At 73.7% G+C, this 23,154-nt stretch carries 19 protein-coding genes; 9 read left to right on the top strand and 10 right to left on the bottom strand.

What is annotated here, in order from left to right; all coding sequences use genetic code 11:
- Window positions 1-151: 151 nt before the first annotated feature.
- Window positions 152-802 carry a TetR/AcrR family transcriptional regulator gene (locus AB0O91_RS19950; protein ID WP_363434767.1) on the top strand — a complete coding sequence of 217 codons (651 nt, stop codon included), beginning with the start codon at window positions 152-154 and terminating at the stop codon, window positions 800-802.
- 18 nt (window positions 803-820) lie between these two features.
- Here AB0O91_RS19950 and AB0O91_RS19945 read toward each other — a convergent pair whose 3' ends face one another.
- Window positions 821-2,050: a sulfite oxidase gene (locus tag AB0O91_RS19945; RefSeq protein ID WP_363434764.1), complete on the bottom strand. Its 1,230-nt coding sequence runs from the start codon at window positions 2,048-2,050 to the stop codon at window positions 821-823.
- A 272-nt stretch (window positions 2,051-2,322) separates the two neighbouring features.
- Between AB0O91_RS19945 and AB0O91_RS19940 the strand changes: the two genes are divergently transcribed.
- The 3 genes from AB0O91_RS19940 (at window position 2,323) to AB0O91_RS19930 (ending at window position 4,834) form a co-directional block, all read left to right on the top strand.
- Window positions 2,323-2,694, top strand: a complete 372-nt coding sequence (locus AB0O91_RS19940) for a MerR family transcriptional regulator (RefSeq protein ID WP_363434761.1) — start codon at window positions 2,323-2,325, stop codon at window positions 2,692-2,694.
- Window positions 2,695-2,836: 142 nt separating this feature from the next.
- Complete coding sequence (locus tag AB0O91_RS19935) at window positions 2,837-4,489, top strand: BCCT family transporter (protein WP_363434758.1); 1,653 nt, start codon at window positions 2,837-2,839, stop codon at window positions 4,487-4,489.
- Window positions 4,490-4,657: 168 nt separating this feature from the next.
- Window positions 4,658-4,834, top strand: a complete 177-nt coding sequence (locus AB0O91_RS19930; protein ID WP_363434755.1) for a hypothetical protein — start codon at window positions 4,658-4,660, stop codon at window positions 4,832-4,834.
- Between the two features lie 239 nt (window positions 4,835-5,073).
- Here the strand turns inward: AB0O91_RS19930 and AB0O91_RS19925 are convergent, their stop codons facing one another.
- On the bottom strand, window positions 5,074-6,837 hold the full coding sequence (locus AB0O91_RS19925; RefSeq protein ID WP_363434752.1) for a DUF2398 family protein: 1,764 nt from the start codon (window positions 6,835-6,837) through the stop codon (window positions 5,074-5,076).
- A gap of 267 nt (window positions 6,838-7,104) precedes the next feature.
- Here AB0O91_RS19925 and AB0O91_RS19920 point away from each other — a divergent pair, with 267 nt between their 5' ends.
- Window positions 7,105-7,821 carry a lysoplasmalogenase gene (locus tag AB0O91_RS19920; protein ID WP_363434749.1) on the top strand — a complete coding sequence of 239 codons (717 nt, stop codon included), beginning with the start codon at window positions 7,105-7,107 and terminating at the stop codon, window positions 7,819-7,821.
- A gap of 67 nt (window positions 7,822-7,888) precedes the next feature.
- Here AB0O91_RS19920 and AB0O91_RS19915 read toward each other — a convergent pair whose 3' ends face one another.
- The 7 genes from AB0O91_RS19915 to AB0O91_RS19885 form a co-directional block, all read right to left on the bottom strand.
- On the bottom strand, window positions 7,889-8,476 hold the full coding sequence (locus AB0O91_RS19915; RefSeq protein ID WP_363434747.1) for a hypothetical protein: 588 nt from the start codon (window positions 8,474-8,476) through the stop codon (window positions 7,889-7,891).
- 199 nt (window positions 8,477-8,675) lie between these two features.
- Entirely contained in the window at window positions 8,676-9,479 is an 804-nt protein-coding gene (locus AB0O91_RS19910; RefSeq protein ID WP_363434744.1) for an exodeoxyribonuclease III, read from the bottom strand.
- Window positions 9,480-9,634: 155 nt separating this feature from the next.
- A complete protein-coding gene (gene ggt / locus AB0O91_RS19905; protein ID WP_363434741.1) occupies window positions 9,635-11,422 on the bottom strand; it encodes a gamma-glutamyltransferase in 1,788 nt (595 codons plus the stop codon).
- Between the two features lie 226 nt (window positions 11,423-11,648).
- Window positions 11,649-12,710 (bottom strand): ROK family glucokinase, encoded by a 1,062-nt coding sequence (locus AB0O91_RS19900; RefSeq protein ID WP_363434969.1) that lies wholly within the window; start codon window positions 12,708-12,710, stop codon window positions 11,649-11,651.
- Window positions 12,711-12,751: 41 nt separating this feature from the next.
- Window positions 12,752-13,582, bottom strand: a complete 831-nt coding sequence (locus tag AB0O91_RS19895; RefSeq protein ID WP_363434738.1) for an ATP-binding cassette domain-containing protein — start codon at window positions 13,580-13,582, stop codon at window positions 12,752-12,754.
- Window positions 13,579-14,619, bottom strand: a complete 1,041-nt coding sequence (locus tag AB0O91_RS19890) for an ABC transporter permease (RefSeq protein WP_363434736.1) — start codon at window positions 14,617-14,619, stop codon at window positions 13,579-13,581. The genes AB0O91_RS19895 and AB0O91_RS19890 overlap by 4 nt, the downstream gene beginning before the upstream one ends.
- Entirely contained in the window at window positions 14,616-15,635 is a 1,020-nt protein-coding gene (locus AB0O91_RS19885; RefSeq protein WP_363434733.1) for a substrate-binding domain-containing protein, read from the bottom strand. The genes AB0O91_RS19890 and AB0O91_RS19885 overlap by 4 nt, the downstream gene beginning before the upstream one ends.
- A gap of 310 nt (window positions 15,636-15,945) precedes the next feature.
- Here AB0O91_RS19885 and AB0O91_RS19880 point away from each other — a divergent pair, with 310 nt between their 5' ends.
- The gene (locus AB0O91_RS19880) at window positions 15,946-17,079 is read left to right on the top strand and encodes an alpha/beta hydrolase-fold protein (protein WP_363434730.1); all 1,134 of its coding nucleotides are present in this window, start codon (window positions 15,946-15,948) and stop codon (window positions 17,077-17,079) included.
- Window positions 17,080-17,254: 175 nt separating this feature from the next.
- Here AB0O91_RS19880 and AB0O91_RS19875 read toward each other — a convergent pair whose 3' ends face one another.
- Window positions 17,255-18,847: a helix-turn-helix domain-containing protein gene (locus AB0O91_RS19875; protein WP_363434728.1), complete on the bottom strand. Its 1,593-nt coding sequence runs from the start codon at window positions 18,845-18,847 to the stop codon at window positions 17,255-17,257.
- A gap of 367 nt (window positions 18,848-19,214) precedes the next feature.
- On the opposite strand from AB0O91_RS19875, the gene AB0O91_RS19870 reads away from it, so the two are divergent.
- Genes AB0O91_RS19870 through pucD form a run of 3 tightly spaced genes read left to right on the top strand, consistent with a single transcriptional unit; the run spans window position 19,215 to window position 22,950 of the window.
- Window positions 19,215-20,102 (top strand): FAD binding domain-containing protein, encoded by an 888-nt coding sequence (locus tag AB0O91_RS19870; protein WP_363434725.1) that lies wholly within the window; start codon window positions 19,215-19,217, stop codon window positions 20,100-20,102.
- The gene (locus tag AB0O91_RS19865; protein ID WP_363434722.1) at window positions 20,099-20,587 is read left to right on the top strand and encodes a (2Fe-2S)-binding protein; all 489 of its coding nucleotides are present in this window, start codon (window positions 20,099-20,101) and stop codon (window positions 20,585-20,587) included. The genes AB0O91_RS19870 and AB0O91_RS19865 overlap by 4 nt, the downstream gene beginning before the upstream one ends.
- Window positions 20,584-22,950, top strand: a complete 2,367-nt coding sequence (gene pucD / locus AB0O91_RS19860; RefSeq protein ID WP_363434719.1) for a xanthine dehydrogenase subunit D — start codon at window positions 20,584-20,586, stop codon at window positions 22,948-22,950. Before AB0O91_RS19865 ends, pucD begins: the two co-directional genes overlap by 4 nt.
- Window positions 22,951-23,154: the final 204 nt, after the last annotated feature.

Here is a 23,154-nt window from a genome sequence, read left to right as displayed (position 1 = left end):
GACGGGCGCCGCAGCCGCCGTCGCGCGCACCGGACGAGCGCCCCCGGACGAGCCGGTGCGCCCCGACGGGAGCCCGGTGGCCGCCGGGCGAACGGAAGGGGGCCGGTCGGCGTCATACTCCTGAGCGGCCCCGGCCCGTATCATGGTGCGGGTGACCAAGGTTGACCTGTCACCACGGCCGGTGGAGGCGATGTCTCCGCGTCAGCTCGAACGCCGCGAAAGCCTGATCGCGGCCGCGCTCGCCCTGGTGAACGAGATCGGCGTCGAGCGGCTGCAGATGAAGCAGGTCTGCGAGCGGTCCGGAGTCGCCCTGGGGACGGCGTACCGCTACTTCTCCTCCAAGGACCACCTGCTGGCAGCCGCGATCGCCGACTGGCATCGTCTGCTGCTGGCCGACCTGGTGGCGGAACTACGGGGGCCGCGCGCCGGGCTGGGGGCCACCGACCGGGCGGTCAGGTTCGTCCGGGGCGGGATGCGGGCCTACCAGCGCCAGCCGGAACTGGCCCGGCTGCGGGTCGCCGTCGCCGCCTCCACCGACCCCTTCGCCAGCGAGGCCCTCCAGGGCATGGCCCGGGCCGACAGCGCCGCGCTCCAGGCCGTGACGGCCGAGGTGCCGGCGGCGGCCAGCGACCTGGTGCGGCACATCGTCGCGCACGCCTGGCAGGGCGAGCTGACCGCCTGGGTGACCGGCCGCACGACCCTCGGGGACGCCCGGCGGCGGCTGGAGGACGTGGTGCGGCTGGTGCTGACCCCGTACGAGACCCACTACCCGGCCCCGTACGAGGTCCAGTCCACCGGCTGAGCCCCGGGCGCCCGGGGCTCAGACCACCGTCACCGGGTGCGCCACCACCGCGCCGAACAGGTAGCCCTCGCGGTTGAACACCGCGCGCTCGGGCTGGCCGGCGCCCCCGTGGTCGGTCGCCCGGGCGCGCAGCTCGTGGCGTCCGGGCCGCTCGGGGCGCCAGTCGATGCTCCAGCGGGTCCAGCCGGCCGCGCACGGCTCCTCGGCCAGTTCGGCGCGCCGCCAGCCGCGGCCGCCGTCGGTGCTGACCTCGACCAGCCGGACCGGGGCCGTGCCGGACCAGGACCGCCCGTGCAGCCGGTGCTCCCGGCCGGCCGTCAGCCGGGCCCCCTCGGCCAGTTCGAAGGCCGACTTGACCACCTGGGCGGTGAGCGCCGGCCCGCCTCCGGGCGGGTGGGCGGGGCCGAACATCCGGTAGAACTCGGTGTTCCAGGGCGACCGCAGCGGGTGGTCGGCCACCTCGATGCTGCCGACCCACTTGATCGAGGCGATGCCGACCCAGCCAGGCACCACCAACCGCACCGGCGCGCCGTGGTCGGGGGTCAGCGGCGCACCGTTCATCTCGTACGCGAGCAGCGCGTCGTCCAGCGCCTTGGCGATCGGCAGCGGGCGGCGCACCGGGCCGTAGTTGGTGCCGTCGAGCACGTAGTCCGGGTCCAGCCCGGTGGGCAGCACGTCCACCGCGCGGTCGGTCAGCCCGGCCGCCCGCAGCACCTCGGCCAACCGGACGCCCCGCCAGTTCGCCGAGCCGATGCTGCCGAGCGCCCACGGCGTCCCGGGGGCGCGCTCGCCCTGCTGGCGGTCGAAGTAGCTGCGGCCGTTGCCGGCGCACTCGATCAGCGCGTCGATCCGGGTGGCGGGCAGCTCCCGCAGGTCGTCCAGGGCGAAGCGGACCGCCCGCTCCGGCGTCGGGGCGCCGTGCAGGGCGCTGCCGAACAGCTTCAGCCGCCAGCCGACCGGGTCGATCAGCGGGGTGCTGGTGTGATTGCGGACGAAGAACCGTTCCACCGGCACATGGCGGCCGACGGCGGGCTTGCCGTCGGCGTCGCGCAGCGCGTCCCAGCGCATCTCGGCGTTGGTGTCGTGCCGCACGAACCACTCGGCGGGCAGGGGCTTGACGATTCCGGGCAGGTCGTCGCTTCCGGGCACGGGCCTGGGCACCTCCTCGGCGGCCGCCCGGTCCGGGGCGACCACCGGCGCGGCCGACGCGGGCACGACGGGCGCCCCGGCGGCGGAGCGCAGCGGCACCCGGACGGCGTTGTCCGGGTGGCGCTCCTTCTCCCAGCGTAGGGGGTCCGGCGCTTTCAGTGACCGGGGCCGACGGGCGGGCTTCCGGCCGGGCCTCCCACCGAGCGGCCCACCGGCCCGCCCGTCGAACTCCCCTCCGACGGCCCGCCGGTGCCCGAGACGCGCCCAACTAGGCCTAGCAGCAGGGGAGTTCACACGGTCCGAGACCGACCGGAAGCCCTGCGGGCGGCTCCCGGCGGGAACACCCCGCCGCCGGCCCGTGTTCCCCGGTCATGCGCATCGGAGAACTCGCCCGGCTCACCGGGGTGTCCGCCCGCCTGCTCCGCTACTACGAGGAGCAGGGCCTGCTCCGGCCCGCCCGCACCGCGGCCGGCTACCGGGAGTACGACGAGCAGGACACCGTACGGGTGTGGCAGATCCGCAGCCTGCTCGCGGCCGGCCTGCCCACCCGGATCATCGTCCGGCTGCTGCCCTGCGCGAGCGGCCCGGCCCCCACCCTGACGGCCTGTCCGGAGCTGGTCGCCATCCTGCGCGGCGAACTCGCCGACCTGGACGCCCGGATCGACGACCTCGTCCGCAGCCGCCGGGCGCTCTCCCACTACCTGGCGGCCGCGCACGCCCCCGGCGTGGAGCAGGCGGCCTGACGGGGGCGCTCCCGCGCCGGGGACTTAAGTCCCGTCAGGCCGCCTCCCCGGCGCGCCCTCCCGCCACCGGCACCGTCCTCTGGACATAGTGCGACATGCATCTTGAATCGCCGCATTCCGTGCATGTCGAGAGGTCCGCCCGATGAGCAGCCAGCCGCCGCAGCCCTCCCCCCGGGAGAAGGGGCCCGACGAGCCCGGCGAACCCGCCGCCACCCTGCCCACCGACCGGGCGGTGTTCGGCATCAGCGCCGTCCTGGTGCTGGCGGTGGTCGCCTGGGGCGTCTTCGCCGAGGACTCCCTCGGCCGGACCTCCAGCACCGCCCTCGGCTGGGTCCTGCACAACTTCGGCTGGCTGTTCGTGGTCGCCGCCGACGTCTTCCTCGCCCTCACCGTGCTGCTCGCCTTCAGCCGCTTCGGCCGCATCCGGCTCGGCCGCGACGACGACGAACCCGAGTTCTCCACCCTGGCCTGGGTCGCGATGATGTTCAGCGCCGGCATGGGCATCGGCCTGATGTTCTACGGCGTCGGCGAACCCCTCCAGCTCTTCGCCACCCCCCAGCCCGGCTCCGGCCTCGAACCGCAGAGCGCCGCCGCGGCGCAGCAGGCCCTGGAGTTCTCGCTCTTCCACTGGACCCTGCACCCCTGGGCGATCTACGCCGTCGGCGGCCTCGCCCTCGCCTACACCACCTTCCGCAAGGGCCGGGGCAACCGGATCTCCGCCGCCTTCGTCCCGCTGATCGGCCAGCGGGGCGCCGACGGCTGGCAGGGCAGGGCCATCGACCTGCTGGCCGTCTTCGCCACCGTGTTCGGCTCCGCGACCAGCCTGGGCCTCGGCGCCCTCCAGGTCGCCGACGGGCTCGGCTACATCACCTCCGTCCGCAACACCCAGAACGCCCAGCTGGTCATCATCGGCTCGCTCACCGCCGCCTTCGTGCTCTCCGCCTTCTCCGGCGTCCACAAGGGCGTCAAGTGGCTCTCCACCGCCAACGTCGTCCTCGCCTCGCTGATCATGCTGTTCGTCTTCGTGTTCGGACCGACGGTCTTCACCCTGGACGCCGTCCCGGCCACCGTCGGCGGCTACCTCTCCGACCTGCTCGCCATGTCCACCCAGACCGGCGCCTTCACCGACGAGAGCTGGCTCGGCTCCTGGACGATCTTCTACTGGGCCTGGTGGCTCTCCTGGGCGCCCTTCGTCGGCACCTTCATCGCCCGCATCTCGCGCGGCCGCACCATCCGGCAGTTCCTGCTCGGCGTCCTCCTCGTCCCGAGCGGCGCCACCGTCATCTGGTTCTGCGTGATGGGCGGCACCGCGATCCGGCTGGTCACCACCGGCGCGGCCGACCTCGTCGCGACCATCCCGCGCGGCGCCGAGGCCTCGCTGTTCGAGATGCTGCGCTCGCTGCCGCTCGGCTCGGTCACCAGCGTGGTCGCGGTCCTGCTGGTGATGACGTTCTTCATCACCAGCGCCGACTCCGCCTCGCTCGTCCTCGGCTCGCTCTCCAGCCGCGGCTCCCTCCACCCGCGCACCTGGCTCGTCGTCGTCTGGGGCGTGCTGATGGGCGGGGTCGCGGCCGCCCTGCTGCTGGCCGGCGGACTCACCGCGCTGCAGAACGCCACCATCCTGGTCGCCCTGCCCTTCGTCGTGGTGATGCTGCTGCTCTGCGTCTCCCTGGTCAAGGAACTCCGGGAGGACCCGGCGGCCGGCCCCTCCCGCTTCCACCCCGCCCACGGCCTGCGCGACGCCGTCCGGGTCGCCGTCGGCGAGGCCCTCGCCGAACGCGGCCGACGCCGCTGAACCGGGCCCCGGACCGGCCCCGGACCCCACCCCGATCCGGTCGTTGACCAGCGCATACGCCCCACCCGCCGACGCGGTGGGGCGTATGCGGCCAACCGACGCCGGATCCCCGTCCGGACTTCACCCGCGCGTACCGACCGTTCACACCGCCCTGGGAGCCTCCCTGTCATGAACGCCAGCCCTCAGGCGCCCTCCCAGGAACCGCGCTTCCCGCTCCCCCAGCGCCACCGCCGTCTGCTCGCCTGCACCGCAGTCCTCGCCTCCATCGCCCTGGGCACCCTCGGTGTCGGCGCCACCGTGGAGACCGTCCAGCCCAGCCCGCTCGCCGCCACCGCGAGCAAGTAACCGCCCGACCCGCGCTCCACCGGCCCCGCCCAGCACCGCCGTCCAGCACCGCCGTCCGCCTCCGGACGCGGTGCTTCCGTCTTTCCGGGGCCGGCCCGCGGAGGAGGCCCACGGCGCCGGGGAGGTCGACCGGCGCGTCACCGCCCGGCGCGCCGCCCGCCCGGGCTTCACCCCCGAGACCGCCCGACCGTCCGACGACGGGCGGCGGGCCCCGAAGCGGGGCGCGCTCCGGCGACCGACTACGCCCGTAGGCCCTCGCGGGCCTGGGGCGGGACGCTCGGGCGGGAGTGGCGGCCGGTGCCCGGGGTGGGCCGGAGGTCCGGGGCCGGGGCGTAGCGGGCGGCCGGGGGGCGGAGCAGCCAGGTGGTGCGCGGGGTGCGGGCGATCAGGCCGAGGCCGTGCAGCAGGTCGAGGGCGTCACGGCGCAGTGCGGTGCGGTCGGCGAGGTAGCGGGTGGGGAGGCCGTGGTCGTCGGCGATGTCACCGAGGAGGCCGTCTATCAGCGCGTCGGAGATTGGGACGTCGCCCTCGGTCGGCTCACCGGGCAACGGGCGGACCTCCTCGACCAGTTGCTCGACCAGCAGCAGCGCGGCCTGGGCGAGGGTGCCGGTGCCGGGGAGGGCGAGGTCGGTGAGCTCGGCCGCCGGGTCGAGCAGCGCGACGCCCTCGGCGCGCAGTTCGGCCTCCAGCCCGAGGAACTCCGCGAGCGCGGCCGGGCCGCTGAGCCGGTGCTCGGCCAGCCAGGCGCGTCGGTCCTCGGGGAGGTCGGCGACGAGCACGGCGGGGGTCTCGGCCAGGAGGCGCCGGACGGCGGTGGCGGGTTCGGCCTCGGCGGCGCGGCGGATCAGGTCGGTGGCGTCGTCGGCGAGCGCGGGCGGGCCGACCGGGACGGCGCGGGCGAGTTCGCGGTCGACGGTCAGGACGAAGGCGGCGTCGGCCGGGTCGGTCGGCAGGTCGCCGAGCACCTGCCACTCGGCCAGCGCGGCGAGCGCCATCGCGAGTGCCGGTGACCCCGCGCGGTCGGCCGGGTCGGGCGCGGCGGGGCCGTCGGGCACGGCGGGGTCCGACCCGGCGGGGCCGTCGGGCGCGGCGACGTCCAGCCCCACGAGGTCGGGTGCCGCGGCCCGCATCGCGTCGAGCAGCCGCCCGTACGGGAGTTGCTCGGGGGCGTCGACCAGCAGCGCCAGGGCGAGGGAGAGCTGGGCGTAGCCGGCCGGGGTGAACGGGGCCCCGGTGACGGGGTGTTCGAGGCGCCGGGCGGCGCCGGGGCCGAGACCGGCCTTGCAGAGCCGGGCGTGCCAGGGGCCGACCACCAGGCGGTAGCCGAGCAGGGTGTCGAAGCGTTCGGTGAGCCAGTCGCGGTGACGGCGGATCAGCGGGAAGCCGTCGGCGTGCGGGCCGGAGGCGGTGACCAGCGGGTGGGCGAGCAGCAGTCGGGCGGCGATCCGGCGCTCGGCGTCCGGGAGTTCCTCGGCGGAACGGTCCTGCACGTCCCGGGGCGGCTCCGGGAGCGCGCGGCCGCGCTCCGGCCGGCGGTGCCTGCCGGGTCGGCCGGGCTTGGCGCCTGACCGGACGACGGGCAGCGCGGCCGCGTCGCGCCGGGCGCGGCGCAGGGCGCCCTCGGCACGGGCCTCACGGGTGCGCGGCGCGGCGGCGTGGGCCGTCGGGCCGTGCCACCAGCTGACGGCGGGGTCGGCGGGCGCCGCGGCGGCGCCGAGGTGCCGGGCGGGGTAGAGGCCGAAGGAGGCGGTGCACAGGTCGTCGGCGGTGCCGGGGGCGGCGGCGGCGAACCAGTGGGCGAGCCGCAGCAGTCCCGGGTCGGGCGAGAGCCCCTCGGCGGGTGGCCGCTTGCCGTCGGCGGCTTCACCGCCGGCGGCCACGGAACCGGATCCGCGTACGGCGAGGACGGCGTCGGCGGTTCCCCGTCCTGCCCCGCCCGTGCGTCCGTCCGGCCTGCCGGCGGCCACCCGGGTGGCGCCGACCGCGTACTCCTGCTGCTCCATGTCGGGGTCCAGACTAGACGGTGGGCGGGTCACCCGGTGGCAGCAACCGGCCTCCTGAGGAAGTCTCCGCACAAGCCCTCGAAGCGGCCGCGGGCGCTCCGGTCCCCCGCCGCTCCACCGACACTCCCCCACCGCCCCACCGACCGCGCCGTCATCCCGCCGACCCCGCCCGGGTTACGCACCGGTAACCCGGTCTTCCCCCGCCCGGCCGGCTCCCTTAGGGTCGGTGCTCTCCCCACCCCGAGCGACCTCGGAGGCACACGCCGCATGAGTATCCGTACGACCACCCGCACCACCGGCCTCGGCGGGCGCCTGCGTTCGGCCACCGGCCTGCTCGGCGGCTTCGCGGCCACCTCGGCGGCGCACCTGGGCTCGATCCTGTCCGGGGCGTCCGTCCTGCAGAACGCCACCAAACCGGCCCTGATGCCGCTGCTGGCCGCGCACAGCGTGGCCGCCGCGGCCCGCGCCGAACGGGAGGCGCCGAAGCTGCTCGCCCCGGCGCTGCTGGCGAGCGCCGGCGGGGACGTCCTGCTCCAACTGAAGGACGACACCGCGTTCCTGGCCGGGATGGGCTCGTTCGCGGCCGCGCACGTCTGCTACGTCACGATGTTCGTCCAGCGCGGGGCGTTCACCGACCGCCGGCGGGCACTGGTGGTCGCGGCCGCGTACGCGACGGCCTGGGTGGGGCTGGTGGGCGAGCTCTGGCCGGACCTCGGGGAGCTGAAGGTGCCGGTGGCCGGCTACAGCCTGCTGCTCACCTCGACGGCGGTGGCCTCGGCCGGGCTCGGCTGGCGCACCGGCCTGGGCGGGGCGCTGTTCCTGCTCTCCGACACGCTGATCGCGACCCAGCTGGCGAAGTGGCGCGAGCTGCCGGGGCATCAGTTCTGGATCATGGCGACGTACGTGCTGGCCCAGTACCTGCTGGCCAGCGGCATCCTGCAGCACGAGGAGCGCCGGGAGGCCCGGGAGCGGACGGCCCGCTGACGCACGGCCGCGCCGTCGGCCCGGTCGGGGTCCGACGGCGCGGTACCGCCGCAGGGCGGCGGGGCCGTCAGGCGCTGCGCCTCCGGAGCAGCCAGAAGCCGCCGACACCGCCGGCCACCAGGGCCAGCCCTCCGGCCAGTTCGGCCGGGTCAGCCGCCACCGAGCCGCCGAGACCGGTCTTCACCGCGCCGTGCGGGGCGACCTGCTGGCTGCCGGCGCCGGACTGGCCGAGCGAGCCGGCCCACTCCCCCGCCGCCTTGCCCCAGTCGCCGAGGCCCTTCTCGGGGCCGGTCGCGGTCACCGTGCTGACCTTGACGGTGGTGGAGAAGGCGCCGCCGTCGGGGCAGGTGCCGTCGACCTTGCTGTCCCCGGTGTGCTGGGAGGCCAGTCGGGCCGAGCCGCTGTGCTTGCCGTCGGCCCCCAGGGTGAGGGTCGCCGGGCCGCCCTCGAAGGCGGCGGAGTGGGCGGTGATGGTCTTGGCGTCGGGCTTGTCCGACTTCTCGCAGGAGACCGTGACCGTCACGGTCTGGCCCGGTGCGGCCTGGGTCGGGCTGACCGAGGCCGCACCGTCCCTGGCGAGAGCGAGGGGGGCCGTCAGACCGGTCAGCACCGTCGCGCCGATCAGGGCGGCGGCGGCCGTACGCGTGGGGCGCATGCCGGAACCTCCGGGATTCTCGGGCGCAGCCGGGGACTCCCATGTCCACGTGGTGTTCCACTGCACCCGGTCATTCACCGACGGTAGGCACGTCCTCGACGCCCGGCCACCGCTCAGGACCGTTGGAGCGACGGCCGGCCACCCGGGGTGACCGGCCCGGTGCGATCCCCCTGCGGCGGCCGCACCGGGCTCCGGGGCCTCAGAGGTCCAGATCGACCACGACCGGGGCGTGGTCCGAGGTGCCCTTGCCCTTGCGGGCCTCGCGGTCCACGTAGCTGTCGGTGACGGCGTCGGCGAAGGGCTTGTTGGCGTAGGTGAGGTCGATCCGCATGCCCCGGTTCTTCGGGAAGGCCAGCTGGCGGTAGTCCCAGTAGGTGTAGGGGCGGTCGTACTTCAGCGGGCGCGGCACCACGTCGTGCAGGCCGATCTCGTCGAGGGCGGTGAGCGCGGCGCGCTCGGCCGGGGTGACGTGGGTGAGGCCCTCGAAGGCGGCGACGTCGTAGACGTCCTCGTCGGTGGGGGCGATGTTGAAGTCCCCGAGGACGGCGAACGGGCGCGGGCCGGCCGCGTCCTCGGCGGAGGCCTTGCGCAGCGCCTCCAGCCACTCCAGCTTGTAGTGGTAGTGCGCGTGGTCGACCTCGCGGCCGTTGGGCACGTAGACCGACCAGACCCGCACCGGGCCGCAGGTCGCGGCGACGGCGCGCGGCTCCACGTCGGGCAGCAGGGCGCCGTCGGCGAGGTAGCCGGGCTGGCCGGGCAGGTCGCGCACCACGTCGTCCAGGCCGATCCGGGAGACGACGGCGACGCCGTTCCACCGGCCGGTGCCGTGCGCGGCCGTCTCGTAGCCGAGCTCGCGGACCGCCTCGTACGGGAAGGCGTCCGCCGCGCACTTGAGCTCCTGGAGGCAGAGCACGTCGGGCTCGGCGCTCTCCAGCCACTCCAGGAGCTTGGGCAGCCGCGCGGTGACGGAGTTGATGTTCCAGGTGGCGATGCGGACGGTCACGGCGGGCGGCCTTCCCGGTGGTTCGGTCGGTACGGACGGGGGTGGGCCCCACGGGGAGACCCACCCCGAACATACCGCCCGGCACCGACAACCCGGCCCGATCAGGGCCCGGGGCCGATCAGCGCCCGGGACCGGAACGCACCGGGCGCGGGGCGTCAGCCTGCGGGCCGGACCACCGCGGCCGAGCCGCCGCCGCGGCGCACCGGTTCGGCGGCGGCGATCCAGCGGCCGTCCGGGAGCCGTTCCACACCGGTGGCGGCGCCGATCTCACCGCCGTCGGCGAACCGGTGCCCGAGCGCCTCCAGCGCGGTCCGCTCCGGCAGTGCCAGGAAGCCGGGCTCGGCCTGGGAGACGGCGGTGTTGCGCTGGCTGACCCGCGGCGCGGCGATGGCCTGCTCCAGGCTCAGCCCCCGGTCGAGGCGGCCGAGCAGGACCTGGAGGGTGGTGGTGATGATGGTCGCACCGCCGGGGCTGCCGGTGGCCAGCAGCGGCTCGCCGTCGCGCAGCACGATGGTCGGGGACATCGAGGAGCGCGGCCGCTTGCCCGGGCCGGGCAGGTTGGGGTCGGGGACGCCGGCGGCGAGCGGGGCGAAGTCGAAGTCGGTCAGCTCGTTGTTGAGCAGGAAGCCCCGGCCGGGGACGGTGATGCCGCTGCCGCCGGTCTGCTCGATGGTGAGGGTGTACGAGACGATGTTGCCCCAGCGGTCCGCCACCGTCAGGTGGGTGGTGTTGGGGCCCTCGTACGGCTCGGGGACGGCCTGGCCGGTGTCGGCGCAGTCGGCCGGGTGGCGCGGGTCGCCGGGGGCGAGCGGGCTGGTGAGGGCGTGGTCGGGGCTGATCAGGCAGGCCCGGGAGGCGGCGTAGCGCTCGGAGAGCAACTGCTTGGTGGGGACGTCCTCGAAGGCCGGGTCGCCGACCCAGCGGTTGCGGTCGGCGAAGGCGATCCGGGAGGCCTCCAGGAAGTGGTGGTAGTACTGGGTGCTGCTGTCCGTCGAGAGGTCGCCGTCCTCCAGGATGTGCAGCGCCTCGCCGACGGTGGTGCCGCCGGAGCTGGACGGGGCCATCGAGTAGACGTCGTAGTCGCGGTAGGCGACGTGGGTGGGCGCCTGGCGGCGGACCTGGTAGGCCGCCAGGTCGGCGGCGTCGACCTTCCCGGGGCGGGCGTTGCGGCCGGAGGCCGGGTCGACCGGCGGGTGCTGCACGGTGGTGGCGATGTCCTGGGCCAACTCGCCCTGGTAGAAGGCCTTCACGCCGTCCTTGGCGAGCAGCTTGTAGGTCGCCGCGAGGTCCGGGTTGCGCAGGAGGGAGCCGACCTCGGGGAGCTTGCCGTTCGGCAGGAAGAGCTTCGCGGTGGCCGGGAAGTCCTTGAACCGGGCGTAGTTGTCGGAGGTCTGGCCGCGGAAGGTGTCGTCGACGACGAAGCCGTCCTGGGCGATCCGCTCGGCGGGCTCGAGGTTCTGGGCGAGCGAGCGGGTGCCCCACTGGCGCAGTGCGGAGTCCCAGGTGGCGGGGGTCCCGGGGACGCCGACGGACAGACCGCTGGTGACGGCGTCGGCGAAGGCCAGCGGCTTGCCGCCCTCCAGGAACAGCCCGCTGTCGGCCGTGCGGCCGGCGGTCTCGCGGCCGTCGATGGTGTGCACCCGGCCGGTGGCGTGGTCGTAGTAGACGAAGTACCCGCCGCCGCCGAGGCCGGACGAGTACGGCTCGGTCACCCCGAGCGCCGCGGCGGCGGCCACGGCCGCGTCCACCGCGTTGCCGCCCTTGCGCAGCACCTCGATCCCGGCGGCGGTGGCGTCGGCGTCCACGGACGCCACCGCACCGCCCCAGCCCACCGCCTCCGGCGCCTTCGGGGGCGGTGCCACGGCTGCGGCGGGGCCGGTGGTGGCCCAGACCAGCGCGGTGGCGAGCAGCAGTGATGGGGTGAGCCGGGTCAGAGCCCTCATCCGAGTCCTCCTGAGGTGACGTCAACTCATCAGTTGTTCCACAGGAGGGATGATCCGACAACCACACCTGGCCGCTACCAACGGGTAGTTGACGTGGCGACAGGTCGGCGGACGGAGGGCGGGGAGCGGAAGACAGGGAACAGAAAACAGCTGACAACTTTCAGCGAACAGATAACGTTCTCTGTTCGCTGAAAGTTGTCAGCTGTCAGCCGCCGCCGGAGTCCCGCTACGAGGCGCTGCGCTCCACCCGCCGCCGCTTGATGGTGCGGAACCGCCGGGCCACCTGCCGCGCCAGGTCCGCGGCGCCGACCAGCCCGGCCTCGTTGCCGAGGGCCGCGTGGACGATGTTCGCCTCCGGCCGGAAGCCACGGCCGGTCAGGGTCCGGCGGAAGGTGTCCCGGGCCGGGCCGAGCAGCAGGTCGCCGGCCTCCGAGACGCCGCCGCCGATGACGAAGCGCCCCGGGTCGAGACCGGCCGCCAGGTTGGCGATGCCGACCCCGAGCCAGGTGCCGACCTCGTAGAGCAGCTCGGTCGCGGTCGGGTCGCCGTCCCGGGCGGCCTCGGTGACCAGCGGCCCGGTGATGCCCTCGACGGTGCCGCCGGCCCGGGCGAGCAGCGGCTGCACCACCGGGGACTCCTCCGCGACCAGTTCCCGGGCGTCGCGCACCAGCGCGTTGCCGGAGGAGTACTGCTCCCAGCAGCCGCGGTTGCCGCACGGGCAGCGGTGCCCGCCGGGCACCACCTGCATGTGCCCGAACTCGCCCGCCAGGCCGTACTTGCCGCGGTCGACGTAGCCGTCCCGGACCACCGCGCCGCCGATGCCGGTGCCCAGGGTGAGCATCACCATGTGGTCCTCGCCGCGCCCGGCGCCGAAGCGCCACTCCGCCCAGGCGGCCGCGTTGGCGTCGTTCTCCACGATCACCGGGAAGCGCAGCCGCTCGCTGAGCGCCTGCTGGAGCGGCTCGTTGCGCCAGTTGAGGTGCGGGGCGAAGAGCACCCGGGACCGGTCCGCGTCGACCCAGCCGGCCGCGCCGATGCCGACCGCGTGGACGTCGTGCCGGTCGGCGAGCTGGAGCACCAGCTCGACGATCACGTCCTCGACGACCTTGGCGCTCTTGCTCTTGTGCGGGGTGTCGGTGCGCAGCTTCTCCAGCACCTTGCCCTCGCCGTCGACGACCCCGGCGACCACCTTGGTGCCGCCGATGTCGACACCGATGGTGGGCAGCCGCAGTATCCCCGCCGGCAGGGCGCGCCGGCGGCGCTCGGCGCGCGGGCCGAGGCCGAGCAGGGTGGGCAGGACGGCCGGCCGAGTGCTGCCATGGGGGCTGGTCACGGCTGCGGACGCTCCTCACGGGAGGGGGTGGGGTTCGGACGGGCCAGCTCGTGCGAGAGTTCGGCGAGGTCGGAACCGCCGGCCATCTCGGTGGTGAGCTGTTCGAGGCTGATCTCGGCGCGCGGGTGGCTGCCGGCCATCCGCCCCCGCTTCAGCAGGGTGAAGTGGTCGCCGACCAGGTGGGCGTGGTGCGGGTTGTGGGTGATCAGGACCACCCCGAGCCCGGCGTCGCGGGCCGCGGTGACGTACTTGAGCACCACGCCCGACTGCTTGACGCCGAGCGCCGCGGTCGGCTCGTCCAGGATCAGCACCTTGGCGCCGAAGTGGACGGCCCGGGCGATCGCCACGCACTGGCGCTGCCCGCCGGAGAGGGTGCCGATCGGCCGGTCGACGTCGTGCAGGTCGATGCCCATCCGCGCGAGCGCCTCGCGGGTGGTGGCGCGCATGCCCTCGGCGTCCAGCCGCAGGCCGCCCCAGCGGCGGGTGCCCCGCTCGGAGCCGAGGAAGAAGTTGCGCCAGACCGGCATCAGCGGGACCACGGCGAGGTCCTGGTAGACGGTGGCGATGCCGCGGTCCAGGGCCTGGCGCGGGGAGTCCAGCCGGACCTCCTCGCCGCCGACGGTGTAGCGGCCCTCGTCGTGCCGGTGCAGACCGGCGATGATCTTGATCAGGGTGGACTTGCCGGCCCCGTTGTCGCCGAGCACGCAGCTGATCTCGCCGGCCCGCAGGGTCAGCGAGACGTCCTGCAGCGCGCGGACCGTCCCGTAGGTCTTGCCGACGCCCTCCAGGGAGAGCAGCTCCGTGCCGGAGCGGAGTTCGTCGTTCATCGCGGCCCCCGTTCCGCCCGGCGCTTGACGTAGGCGTTGAGCAGCGCGGCCAGCAGCAGCATCGCGCCGAGGAAGAACTTGAACCAGTCCGGGTTCCACTGGGCGTAGATGATCCCCTTGCTGGCCATGCCGAAGATCAGCGCGCCGAGCGCGGAGCCGGCCACCGAGCCGTAGCCGCCGGTGATCAGGCAGCCGCCGATCACCGCCGCGACGATGTAGATCAGCTCGTTGCCGACGCCCTCGCCGGACTGCACGGTGTCGAAGGAGAACAGCAGGTGCTGCCCGAGCACCCAGGCGCCGAAGCCGACGCCCAGGTAGAGCACCGTCTTGGTGCGGGCCACCGGCACGCCGACCGCGCGGGCGGCGGCCGCGTCGCCGCCGACGGCGAAGACCCAGTTGCCGAAGCGGGTGCGCAGCAGCACCCAGCTGCCGACCACCAGCAGGCCGAGCCACCACCAGACGGTGGCCTTGATCGCCAGTCCGCCGATGTTCACCTCGGAGGCGAACAGCAGGCGGCAGGTCTCGAACCCCTGCATGTCGGCGATCGACTTGGTGGAGACCGTCCCGGAGATCGCCTTGGTGAGGCCCAGGTTGGCGCCGGTCAGCATCAGGAAGGTGCCCAGGGTGACGATGAAGCTGGGCAGCCTGGTGCGGCCCAGCATCCAGCCGTTGAAGCCGCCGATGGCCAGCGTGGTGACCAGCGAGACCAGGACGCCGACCCAGGTGACCGCGGTGAACTGGTACGAGACCATCGAGGAGGTCAGCGCGGCGGTGGTGACCAGCACGCCGGCCGACAGGTCGAACTCCCCGCCGATCATCAGCAGCGAGACCGGGACGGCCATGATCCCGATGGTGGACGCCGCGTAGAGCACGGTGCCCAGCGAGGAGACCCGCAGGAAGGGTTCGGCGACCGCGGCGAACACCGCGAACACCGCGACGGCGGCGATCAGCGAGCCGAGCTCGGGGCGGGCGAGGAGGCGCCGCAGGGCGGCCGGACGGTCCTGGACGAGCAGGTCCGGGGTGGTCGGACTGCTCACCTGGTCCCCCTCGCCACGTACTCGGCGAGCGCGTCGGCGTTGTCCTTGGTGAGGATCTGCGGGCCGGTCGCGACGGGCTTGCCGCCGCCGAGCATGTCCAGGTTGGACTTGTACAGCCACAGCAGGTCGACGCCCTCGTAGCCCTGGAGGTAGGGCTGCTGGTCGACGGCGAAGCCGACGCTGCCGGACTTCAGCCCGGCCACCACCTGCGGTCCCAGGTCGAAGGTGTCCAGCTCGACGGCGCGGTGGGCGTCCTGGACGGCCTGCAGCCCGGTGGCGGCCATCGGGCCGGAGAGGGTGAGCACGGTGTCGATGGAGGTGTCGGCCTGGAGCTTGGCGGAGATCGCCGCCCGGGCGTCGGGCATGTCGACGCCGTTCACGTAGAGCGTCTGGAAGCCGGCGCCGGCCTTGGCCTGGGCGCCCGAGCAGCGCTCCTCCTGGCCGACGTTGCCCTGCTCGTGGATCACGCAGAGCACGTTCTTGCGCCCGCGCGAGGCCAGCTCGGCACCGGCCGCCTGGCCGGCCGTGGACTCGTCCTGACCGATGTGGGTGAGCGCGCCGAACTTGGCGGAGTACTCCTGACCGGAGTTGATCGTGATCACGGGGATGCCGGCCGCCTTGGCCTTGCCGAGGACGTCGGCCATCGCGTCGCCCTTGGCGAGGGTGACCAGCAGGCCGTCGACCTTCTGGTCGATGGCGGCCTGGACGAGCTGGACCTGGTTCTGGGTCTGCGCGTCGTTGGAGTACAGGAAGGTGATGTTGTCCTTGGCGGCGGCCTGCTCGGCGCCCTTGCGCACGCTGTCCCAGAAGGCGTCGCCGGCTCCGGCGTGGGTCACCATGGCGACCTTCCAGCGCGGGGTGGTGACGGCGCTGCCGCCGGTGGCCGCGGCCTTGGCGCGGGCCTCCTCGGCGCGTCTGCCTCCGGTACTGCTGCAACCGGCCGCGGTGACCGCGATGGCCAGGACGGCGCACACGGGCCAGAAGCGGCGGGACGGGCGAAAGCGGGTTGTGCTCATCCCCCTAGTCTCTCTGGCCCGGCCGCGCGGGATCGCACCGCCTCGCCCGGCAGCGCGATCGGCGCGGAAGGTAAGGTGCCCCGGGGGACCTTCCTGGAAGTTCGCTGAACATCTGGTCCGGAGCACAGCCGTCCGGGTGACAGACTAGGCGCCGACCCGAAGCGGGAACAGCTCGGAAACGTGATGTTCCTCTCAGGTTCCGCACAGATTCGGACGGCAACCGATCATCGGTTTGCTGCCGTCTGATGCCATTGACGTGCGTTCGGGCGAGCGGGGCCCGGGCGGCGAGCGATCCGGATACGAGAACTTGATGGAACTGACAGGTACGCCATTCTTCATCCTCACCGTCATCCTGGTGCCGGTGTCCATCACAGTGGCGCTGCTGTTCTGGGGGAAGGTGCGCGGCCCCCAGCCGGTGCGCACCCTGTCCCGGATCGTCATGATCATGTTCTGCCAGGTCACGGCCGTGCTGATGGTCTTCGTGATGGTGAACAACGCGAACCTGATCTACGGCAACTGGGACGACCTGCTCGGCACCGGTGACCACGTCCGCGCGGTGCCCTCGGTGGCGCCGGTGGACCCGGCCGGCAACGCCAAGGACGGCTCGGGCGACGCCGCCAAGCAGCCGCCGAAGGTGCTGCAGAAGTTCGGCGGGGTGAACGACCCGGCGGTGCCCGGCGACGTCCAGAAGACCGAGCTCAAGGGCCAGGTGTCGGGCGTCGACGGCGAGGTGCTGGTCTGGCTGCCGCCGCAGTACAACGACCCGGCGTTCAAGGACAAGAAGTTCCCGGTCGTCGAGCTGATCCCCGGCTACCCGGGCTCCTCCTCCACCTGGTACGGCACCCTCAAGGTCTCCGAGCAGCTCAAGCCGCTGATGCAGCAGGGCAAGGTCGCGCCGTTCATCCTGGTCTCGCCGCGCACCCTGCTGCTGGGCAACCACCAGGACGCGGGCTGCACCGACATCCCCGGCAAGATCAACGCCGACGCCTGGATCACCCGCGACGTCCCGCAGATGGTGCTGGACAACTTCCGCGCCGACCCCTCCTCGGACCGCTGGGCGATCGCCGGCTACTCGGCCGGCGCCCACTGCGCGGCCAAGCTCTCGCTGGCCCACCCCAACCGCTACCGGGCCGGCATCGCGATGTCCGGCTACAACGACCCGGGGTCCGAGCCGGACTCGCTGGTCGGCAAGGACCCGAAGCTGCGCGCGGAGAACAACCCGGTCAACATCCTCAAGGCCGCCCAGCAGCCGCCCAAGGTCGCCCTGCTGGTCAGCGGCGCCAAGGGGGACGGCTACGAGGACGGCCAGGCGATCGCCGCCGCCGCCAAGGAGCCGACCAAGGTCCAGGTCGAGGAGAGCACCGGCCCGCACACCACCGACATGTGGAAGCGGATGGTCCCGAGCGCCTTCGAGTGGCTGACCTCGATCATCCCGGCGCAGTGACCTGACGCCCCCCGGCCGACACCGAGGGCCCGCCGCGAACGTTCGCGGCGGGCCCTCAGCCGTTTCCGACCGTCTTCTCACCATCGCCGACCGGAAGCCGACCGACCGTCGACCGGACGCGTTCAGGAGATTCCCAGGAATCGGACCGGGAGTGACCGGAACTGACAGGAAACGGTCAGGCCAGTTCCAGCGCCAGGTAGAAGTCCACCCGGTCCTCCAGCCGGGAGAGGTCCCGGCCGGTCAGCTCCTCGATCCGGCCGATCCGGTAGCGCAGGGTGTTCACGTGGACGTGCAGCTGCCCGGCGCAGCGGGTCCAGGAGCCGTCCGAGCGCAGGAAGGCCTCCAGGGTGCGGACCAGGTCCGCCTGGTGCTCGATGTCGTACGCGATCACCTTGTCCAGCAGCCGGCTGCGGAAGGCCCGGCGGACCTCGTCCGGGACGGCGGCCAGCAGCAGCACGTGCGAGGCCAGCTCCTCGGGGCCGGCCACGCAGACCCGGCCGACCCGGGCGGCGGCGATCCGGCGGGCGTGCCGGGCCTCCTCCAGGGCGCCGCGCAGACCGCCCGCCTCGGAGGCGGGGGCGGAGACGCCGAGGGTGATCCGGCCCTCCGAACCGAGCCCGGCCTCCAGCGGGGCGAGCAGCTCGCGCAGGGTGTCGGCGGGCACCGGGCCGTCCAGTGCGGGCAGCACCACCACGGCGCCGTGGCCCGCCCCGGCGACCAGCGCGCGGTCGCTGGTGCCGCCGAGCGCCTCCTCCAGGACGGCCCGCACCATGCCCTCCGGCAGGCCGGTGCCCTCGGCACTGAGCACCAGCCAGGAGGCGTCCTGCGGCTGGGACTTGGGCTCGGGGCTCTCGTAGCGGGCGGCCATCGCCGAGGAGGCGTAGAGGGCGCGGCCGATCTCCGCGGGGTCGGCGTCGCGGCGCAGCAGGGCGAGCAGTTCGTCGGCCAGTCGGCGGCGCAGCCGGCGGCCCTCGTCCCGGCGGTGGCGCTCGGCGGCGACCAGCCGGGCCAGGTTCTCGGCGAGCTGCTGGCGCTTGGTGGTCCACTCGGTGACGTCGCCGGCCACCGCGAGCACCCAGTCGGCGAGCGGGGCCTCGTGCTCGGCGGAGGCCGCGGCGGGCAGCAGCGAGTAGGCGCCGCCGGCCAGTCGGGCCCGGTGCGGGGGGCGGCGGCGCTGGCGCTGGGCGGCCAGGTGGGCGCGGACCAGCTGGTCGCGGTCCTCGGCGGTGAGCCGGTCGGTCGGGCCGGCGATCACCGCGCCGGTCGGGGTGAGCACCCAGCAGTCCAGGTCGAGGTCGCCGCCGAGCAGGTCCAGCACCGCGTCCAGTCCGCCGCCGCCGGCCGCCGAGACCAGCAGCCGGTGCCGGTCGACCAGCGCCGCGAGGTCGGCGGCCCGGTCGGCGGAGACCTGACGGCCGATGAACTCGGTGACGGTGCCGAAGGCGATGTCGTCGGGGACGGCCAGCAGCGGCATCCGGTGCCGGCGGCAGGCCTCGACCAGGTCCTCGGGCACCGGGCCGACCTCGGCCTCGCCGGCCGCCAGGGCGACCGCGCCGCCGGCCGCGATGGTCCGGACGAACCGCTCGGAGTCGGCCGGTCCGCTGCGCCAGAGCATCCCGGTGAGCACCAGCTCGCCGCCGTGCAGGTAGCGGCCGGGGTCGTGCAGGTCCGTGGTCATCACGCCGCTGACCTGCCGGTCCAGCTCCTCCTCCGCCGCGAGCAGGCGCAGTCGCGGGGCGCCGGGGGCGAGCAGGTCACGGACACGCATCCGCGGACTCCTTACGGGGGGCTGGAACAGGGGGCGGGAACAGCGGCTGGAACGGCGATCGGGGGGCCGGATCGAGGGGGTGGGGGTGACAGTGTGCCCGAACATCCGTGCTCGGCGTTACGTACCAGCGGACCGCCGGGTCACGGGCCCGTAGCCCGTCCGTCACGGCCGGATTACGGTCGTAGGTAGCACTCGGCGAACACCTGGGCTGCGGGATTCTCCTGCTTAGAGGAACGTACAGGATGCCGGGCGGGCTCACAGCCGGGGCTTCATGCCATCGGTGACTGCCAGTGGGCCGCGTCACAGGGGTTCACTGGGCGACACGCCGCCGGACACCCGGTCGGCGAAGACTTGAGGAGAAACCCGCATGGAGTTCCTTCGGCCCGCCACCTGGGACGAGGCTCTCGCGGCGAAGGCTGAGTACCCGACCGCGCTGCCCATCGCGGGCGGCACGGACGTCATGGTCGAGCTGAACTTCGACGTGCACCGGCCATCCGCGATTCTCGACCTGAACCGCGTCACCGAGCTCACCGAATGGACGAACGACGGCAGCGTCGTCCGGCTCGGCGCCTCCGTCCCGTACGCCCGGATCATCGCCGAGCTGTCCGGCCCGCTGCCCGGGCTCGCGCTGGCGGCGCACACCGTCGGCTCCCCGCAGATCCGCAACCGCGGCGGCGTCGGGGGCAACCTCGGCGGCGCCTCCCCCGCCGGGGACGCGCACCCCGCGCTGCTGGCGGCCGGACGGGACGTGTTCGTCGAGGCGGCCTCGGTGCGCGGCACCCGGCTGATCCCGATCGACGAGTTCTACGTCGGCGTGAAGCGCAACAGCCTGGCGGCCGACGAGCTGATCCGGGCCGTGCACATCCCGGTCGCGGACGGTCCCCAGCAGTTCTCGAAGATCGGCACCCGCAACGCGATGGTGATCGCGGTCTGCGCCTTCGGCTTCGCCCTCCACCCCGGGAACGGGACCGTCGGCACCGGGATCGGTTCGGCTGCCCCCACGCCGCGCCGCGCCGTCGAGGCCGAGGAGTACCTCGGGGGCGTGCTCGCCGAGCGCGGGCTCTGGGAGTCCGGGGACCTGCTGGGCACCGAGGTGGTCCAGCGCTTCGGCGAACTGGTGAAGGCCGCCGCCTCCCCCATCGACGACGTCCGGGGCACCGCGGACTACCGGCGCCACTCGCTCGCCGTGATGGCCCGCCGCACCCTCACCTGGTGTTGGAACGACTACCGCAAGCAGATCAGGAGCGCGGCATGAGGGTCACGTTCACCGCCAACGGCAAGCCGGTCGAGGCCGACGACGTGTGGGAGGGCGAGAGCCTGCTCTACGTGCTGCGCGAGCGCGTCGGCCTGCCGGGTTCGAAGAACGCCTGCGAGCAGGGCGAGTGCGGCTCGTGCACCGTCTACCTGGACGGCGTGCCGGTCTGCTCCTGCCTGGTGGCGGCCGGGCAGGTGCAGGACCGCGAGGTGCGCACGGTCGAGGGCCTGGCCGAGGAGAACGGCGAACTGGGCCTGGTCCAGCAGGCGTTCGTCGACGCCGGGGCCGTCCAGTGCGGCTTCTGCACCCCGGGGCTGCTGGTGCAGACCGACGCCCTGCTGGAGCAGGACGCCCAGCCGAGCGACAACGACATCCGCGAGGCGCTGTCGGGCAACCTGTGCCGCTGCACCGGCTACGAGAAGATCATGGACGCGGTGCGGCTCGCCTCCGCCCGCAAGTGCTCGGGCAAGGGGGCGTCGGCATGACCACCCGCACCATCCAGGGCCAGAAGAACCTGCAGAACATCAACCAGGCCTCCAAGGACGGCATCGGCGGCTCCCCGCTGCGCCCGGACGGCAACCTGAAGGTCCGGGGCGAGTTCGCCTACTCCTCCGACCTGTGGCACGAGGACATGCTCTGGGGCATGGCGCTGCGCTCGCCGCACCCCCGGGCGAACATCCTCAGCGTGGACGTCTCCGAGGCACTCAAGGTGCCCGGCGTGTACGCCGTGCTGACCCACGAGGACATCCCCGGCGCCAAGTACTACGGCCTGGAGATCAAGGACCAGCCGGCGCTGGCGATCGACCGGATCCGCTACCACGGCGAGGCGATCGCGCTGGTCGCCGCCGACCACCCGGAGACGGCCCGGCGCGCGGTGAAGAAGATCAAGGTCGAGTACGAGGTGCTCACCCCGATCGTCACCGAGGAGCAGTGCCTCGACCCGGAGACCCACGGCTACGTGCACGAGCCGCACGAGTACAAGTCGCACGCGTACGGCAACATCTGCCACGAGCAGCGGCTGGTCTCCGGCCTCGGCGTGACCGACGAGGTGCGGGCGCTGGCGGACGTCATCGTCAGCGGCGACTACGAGGTCGGCATGCAGGACCAGGCCTTCCTCGGCCCGGAGTCCGGCCTGGCCGTGCCCGCCGAGGACGGCGGCATCGACCTCTACATCGCCACCCAGTGGCTGCACGTGGACCGCGAGCAGATGGCCCCGGTGCTGGACCTGCCCGAGGAGAAGGTCCGGCTCACCCTGGCCGGCGTGGGCGGCGCCTTCGGCGGCCGCGAGGACATCTCGATGCAGATCCACGCCTGTCTGCTGGCGCTGCACACCGGCAAGCCGGTCAAGATCGTCTACTCCCGGGACGAGTCCTTCTACGGCCACGTCCACCGCCACCCGGCCCGGATGCACTACGAGCACGGCGCCACCCGGGACGGCAAGCTGGTCTTCGCCGACTGCCGGATCGTGCTGGACGGCGGCGCGTACGCCTCCGCCTCCCCCGCCGTGGTCGGCAACGCGGCCTCGCTGGGGCACGGCCCGTACGTGATCCCGAACGTGAAGATGCACGCCATCGCGCTGTACAGCAACAACCCGTCCTGCGGGGCGATGCGCGGCTTCGGGGCCGTCCAGGCGGCCTTCGGCTACGAGTCCCAGATGGACAAGCTGGCCGTCGAACTGGGCATGGACCCGGTCGAGTTGCGGCAGCTGAACGCGATGTCGGAGGGCGACTTCATGCCCACCGGCCAGCAGATCGACTCGCCCGCGCCGGTGGCCGAACTGCTGCGCCGGGCCAAGGAGATGCCGCTGCCGCCGCCGCTGGACACCGAACACCTGGACGTCCGGGCGCTGCCCGGCGCGCTCTCCAACACCTCGCACGGCGAGGGCATCGTGCGCGGGGTCGGCTACTCGGTCGGCATCAAGAACGTCGGCTTCTCCGAGGGCTTCGACGACTACTCCACCGCCCGGGTGCGGCTGGAGGTCATCGGCGGCGAGCCGGTCGCCATGGTGCACACCGCGATGGCCGAGGTCGGCCAGGGCGGCGTCACCGTGCACGCCCAGATCGCCCGCACCGAGCTGGGCGTCGAGCAGGTCACCATCCACCCGGCCAACACCGAGGTGGGATCGGCCGGTTCGACCTCCGCCTCGCGCCAGACGTACATGACCGGCGGCGCGGTGAAGCTCGCCGCCGAGGCCGTCGCGCGGGAGCTGATCGAGAAGGGCCGGCAGCGGTACGGCTGGACCCACAAGGACATCGCCCTGGCCGGCGGCAAGGTCGTCTCGGAGAGCGCCGGGGTGCTCGTGCCCATGGTGGACCTGCTCGGCGACGAGGCCATCGACCTCACCCGCGAGCACCACCACCGGCCCACCCAGGCCTTCGACAAGGAGACCGGCCAGGGCTTCGGGCACGTCCAGTACACCTTCTGCGCCAACCGCGCGGTGGTGGACGTGGACGTCGAACTGGGCCTGGTCAAGGTGGTCGAGCTCACCGCCGTCCAGGACGTCGGCAAGGCGCTCAACCCGCTCTCGGTGGTCGGCCAGATCCAGGGCGGCTGCACCCAGGCCCTCGGGCTCGCGGTGATGGAGGAGATCATCGTCCGGGACGGGAAGGTGCGCAACGCCTCCTTCACCGACTACCTGATCCCCACCATCCTGGACACCCCGCCGATCCCGGTGGACGTCCTCGAACTGCCCGACCCGCACGCCCCGTACGGGCTGCGCGGCGTCGGTGAGGCGCCGACCGTGTCGGCGACCCCCTCGATCGTGGCGGCGATCCGCAACGCCACCGGTCTCGCGCTCAACCGGATCCCGGTCCGACCCGAGCACCTGACCACCGAACAGCCCGGCTGACACCGGGAGTTCGAGCCGGAACGGTACCACCGGGCGACACTTCCCGGGGCGGTGACGTCTTCCCCGCCGCCCCGGGACCCCCCACACCCGCTGCCCTGCCCACGCCGGGGCTCCCGCAGTGGTGCGCACCACCCTCACCTGCACCGCCGGCACTCCCCTACGAGTGCCCCAGTGAGTCGATACCGTCCCCCTGTGCCAACTCTC

Source organism: Kitasatospora sp. NPDC089797 (assembly GCF_040684795.1).
In the GTDB taxonomy this organism is placed as follows: domain Bacteria; phylum Actinomycetota; class Actinomycetes; order Streptomycetales; family Streptomycetaceae; genus Kitasatospora.
The sequence above is the reverse complement of the archived record's forward strand: the minus strand, read 5'-3'. Positions and strand labels throughout refer to the sequence as shown.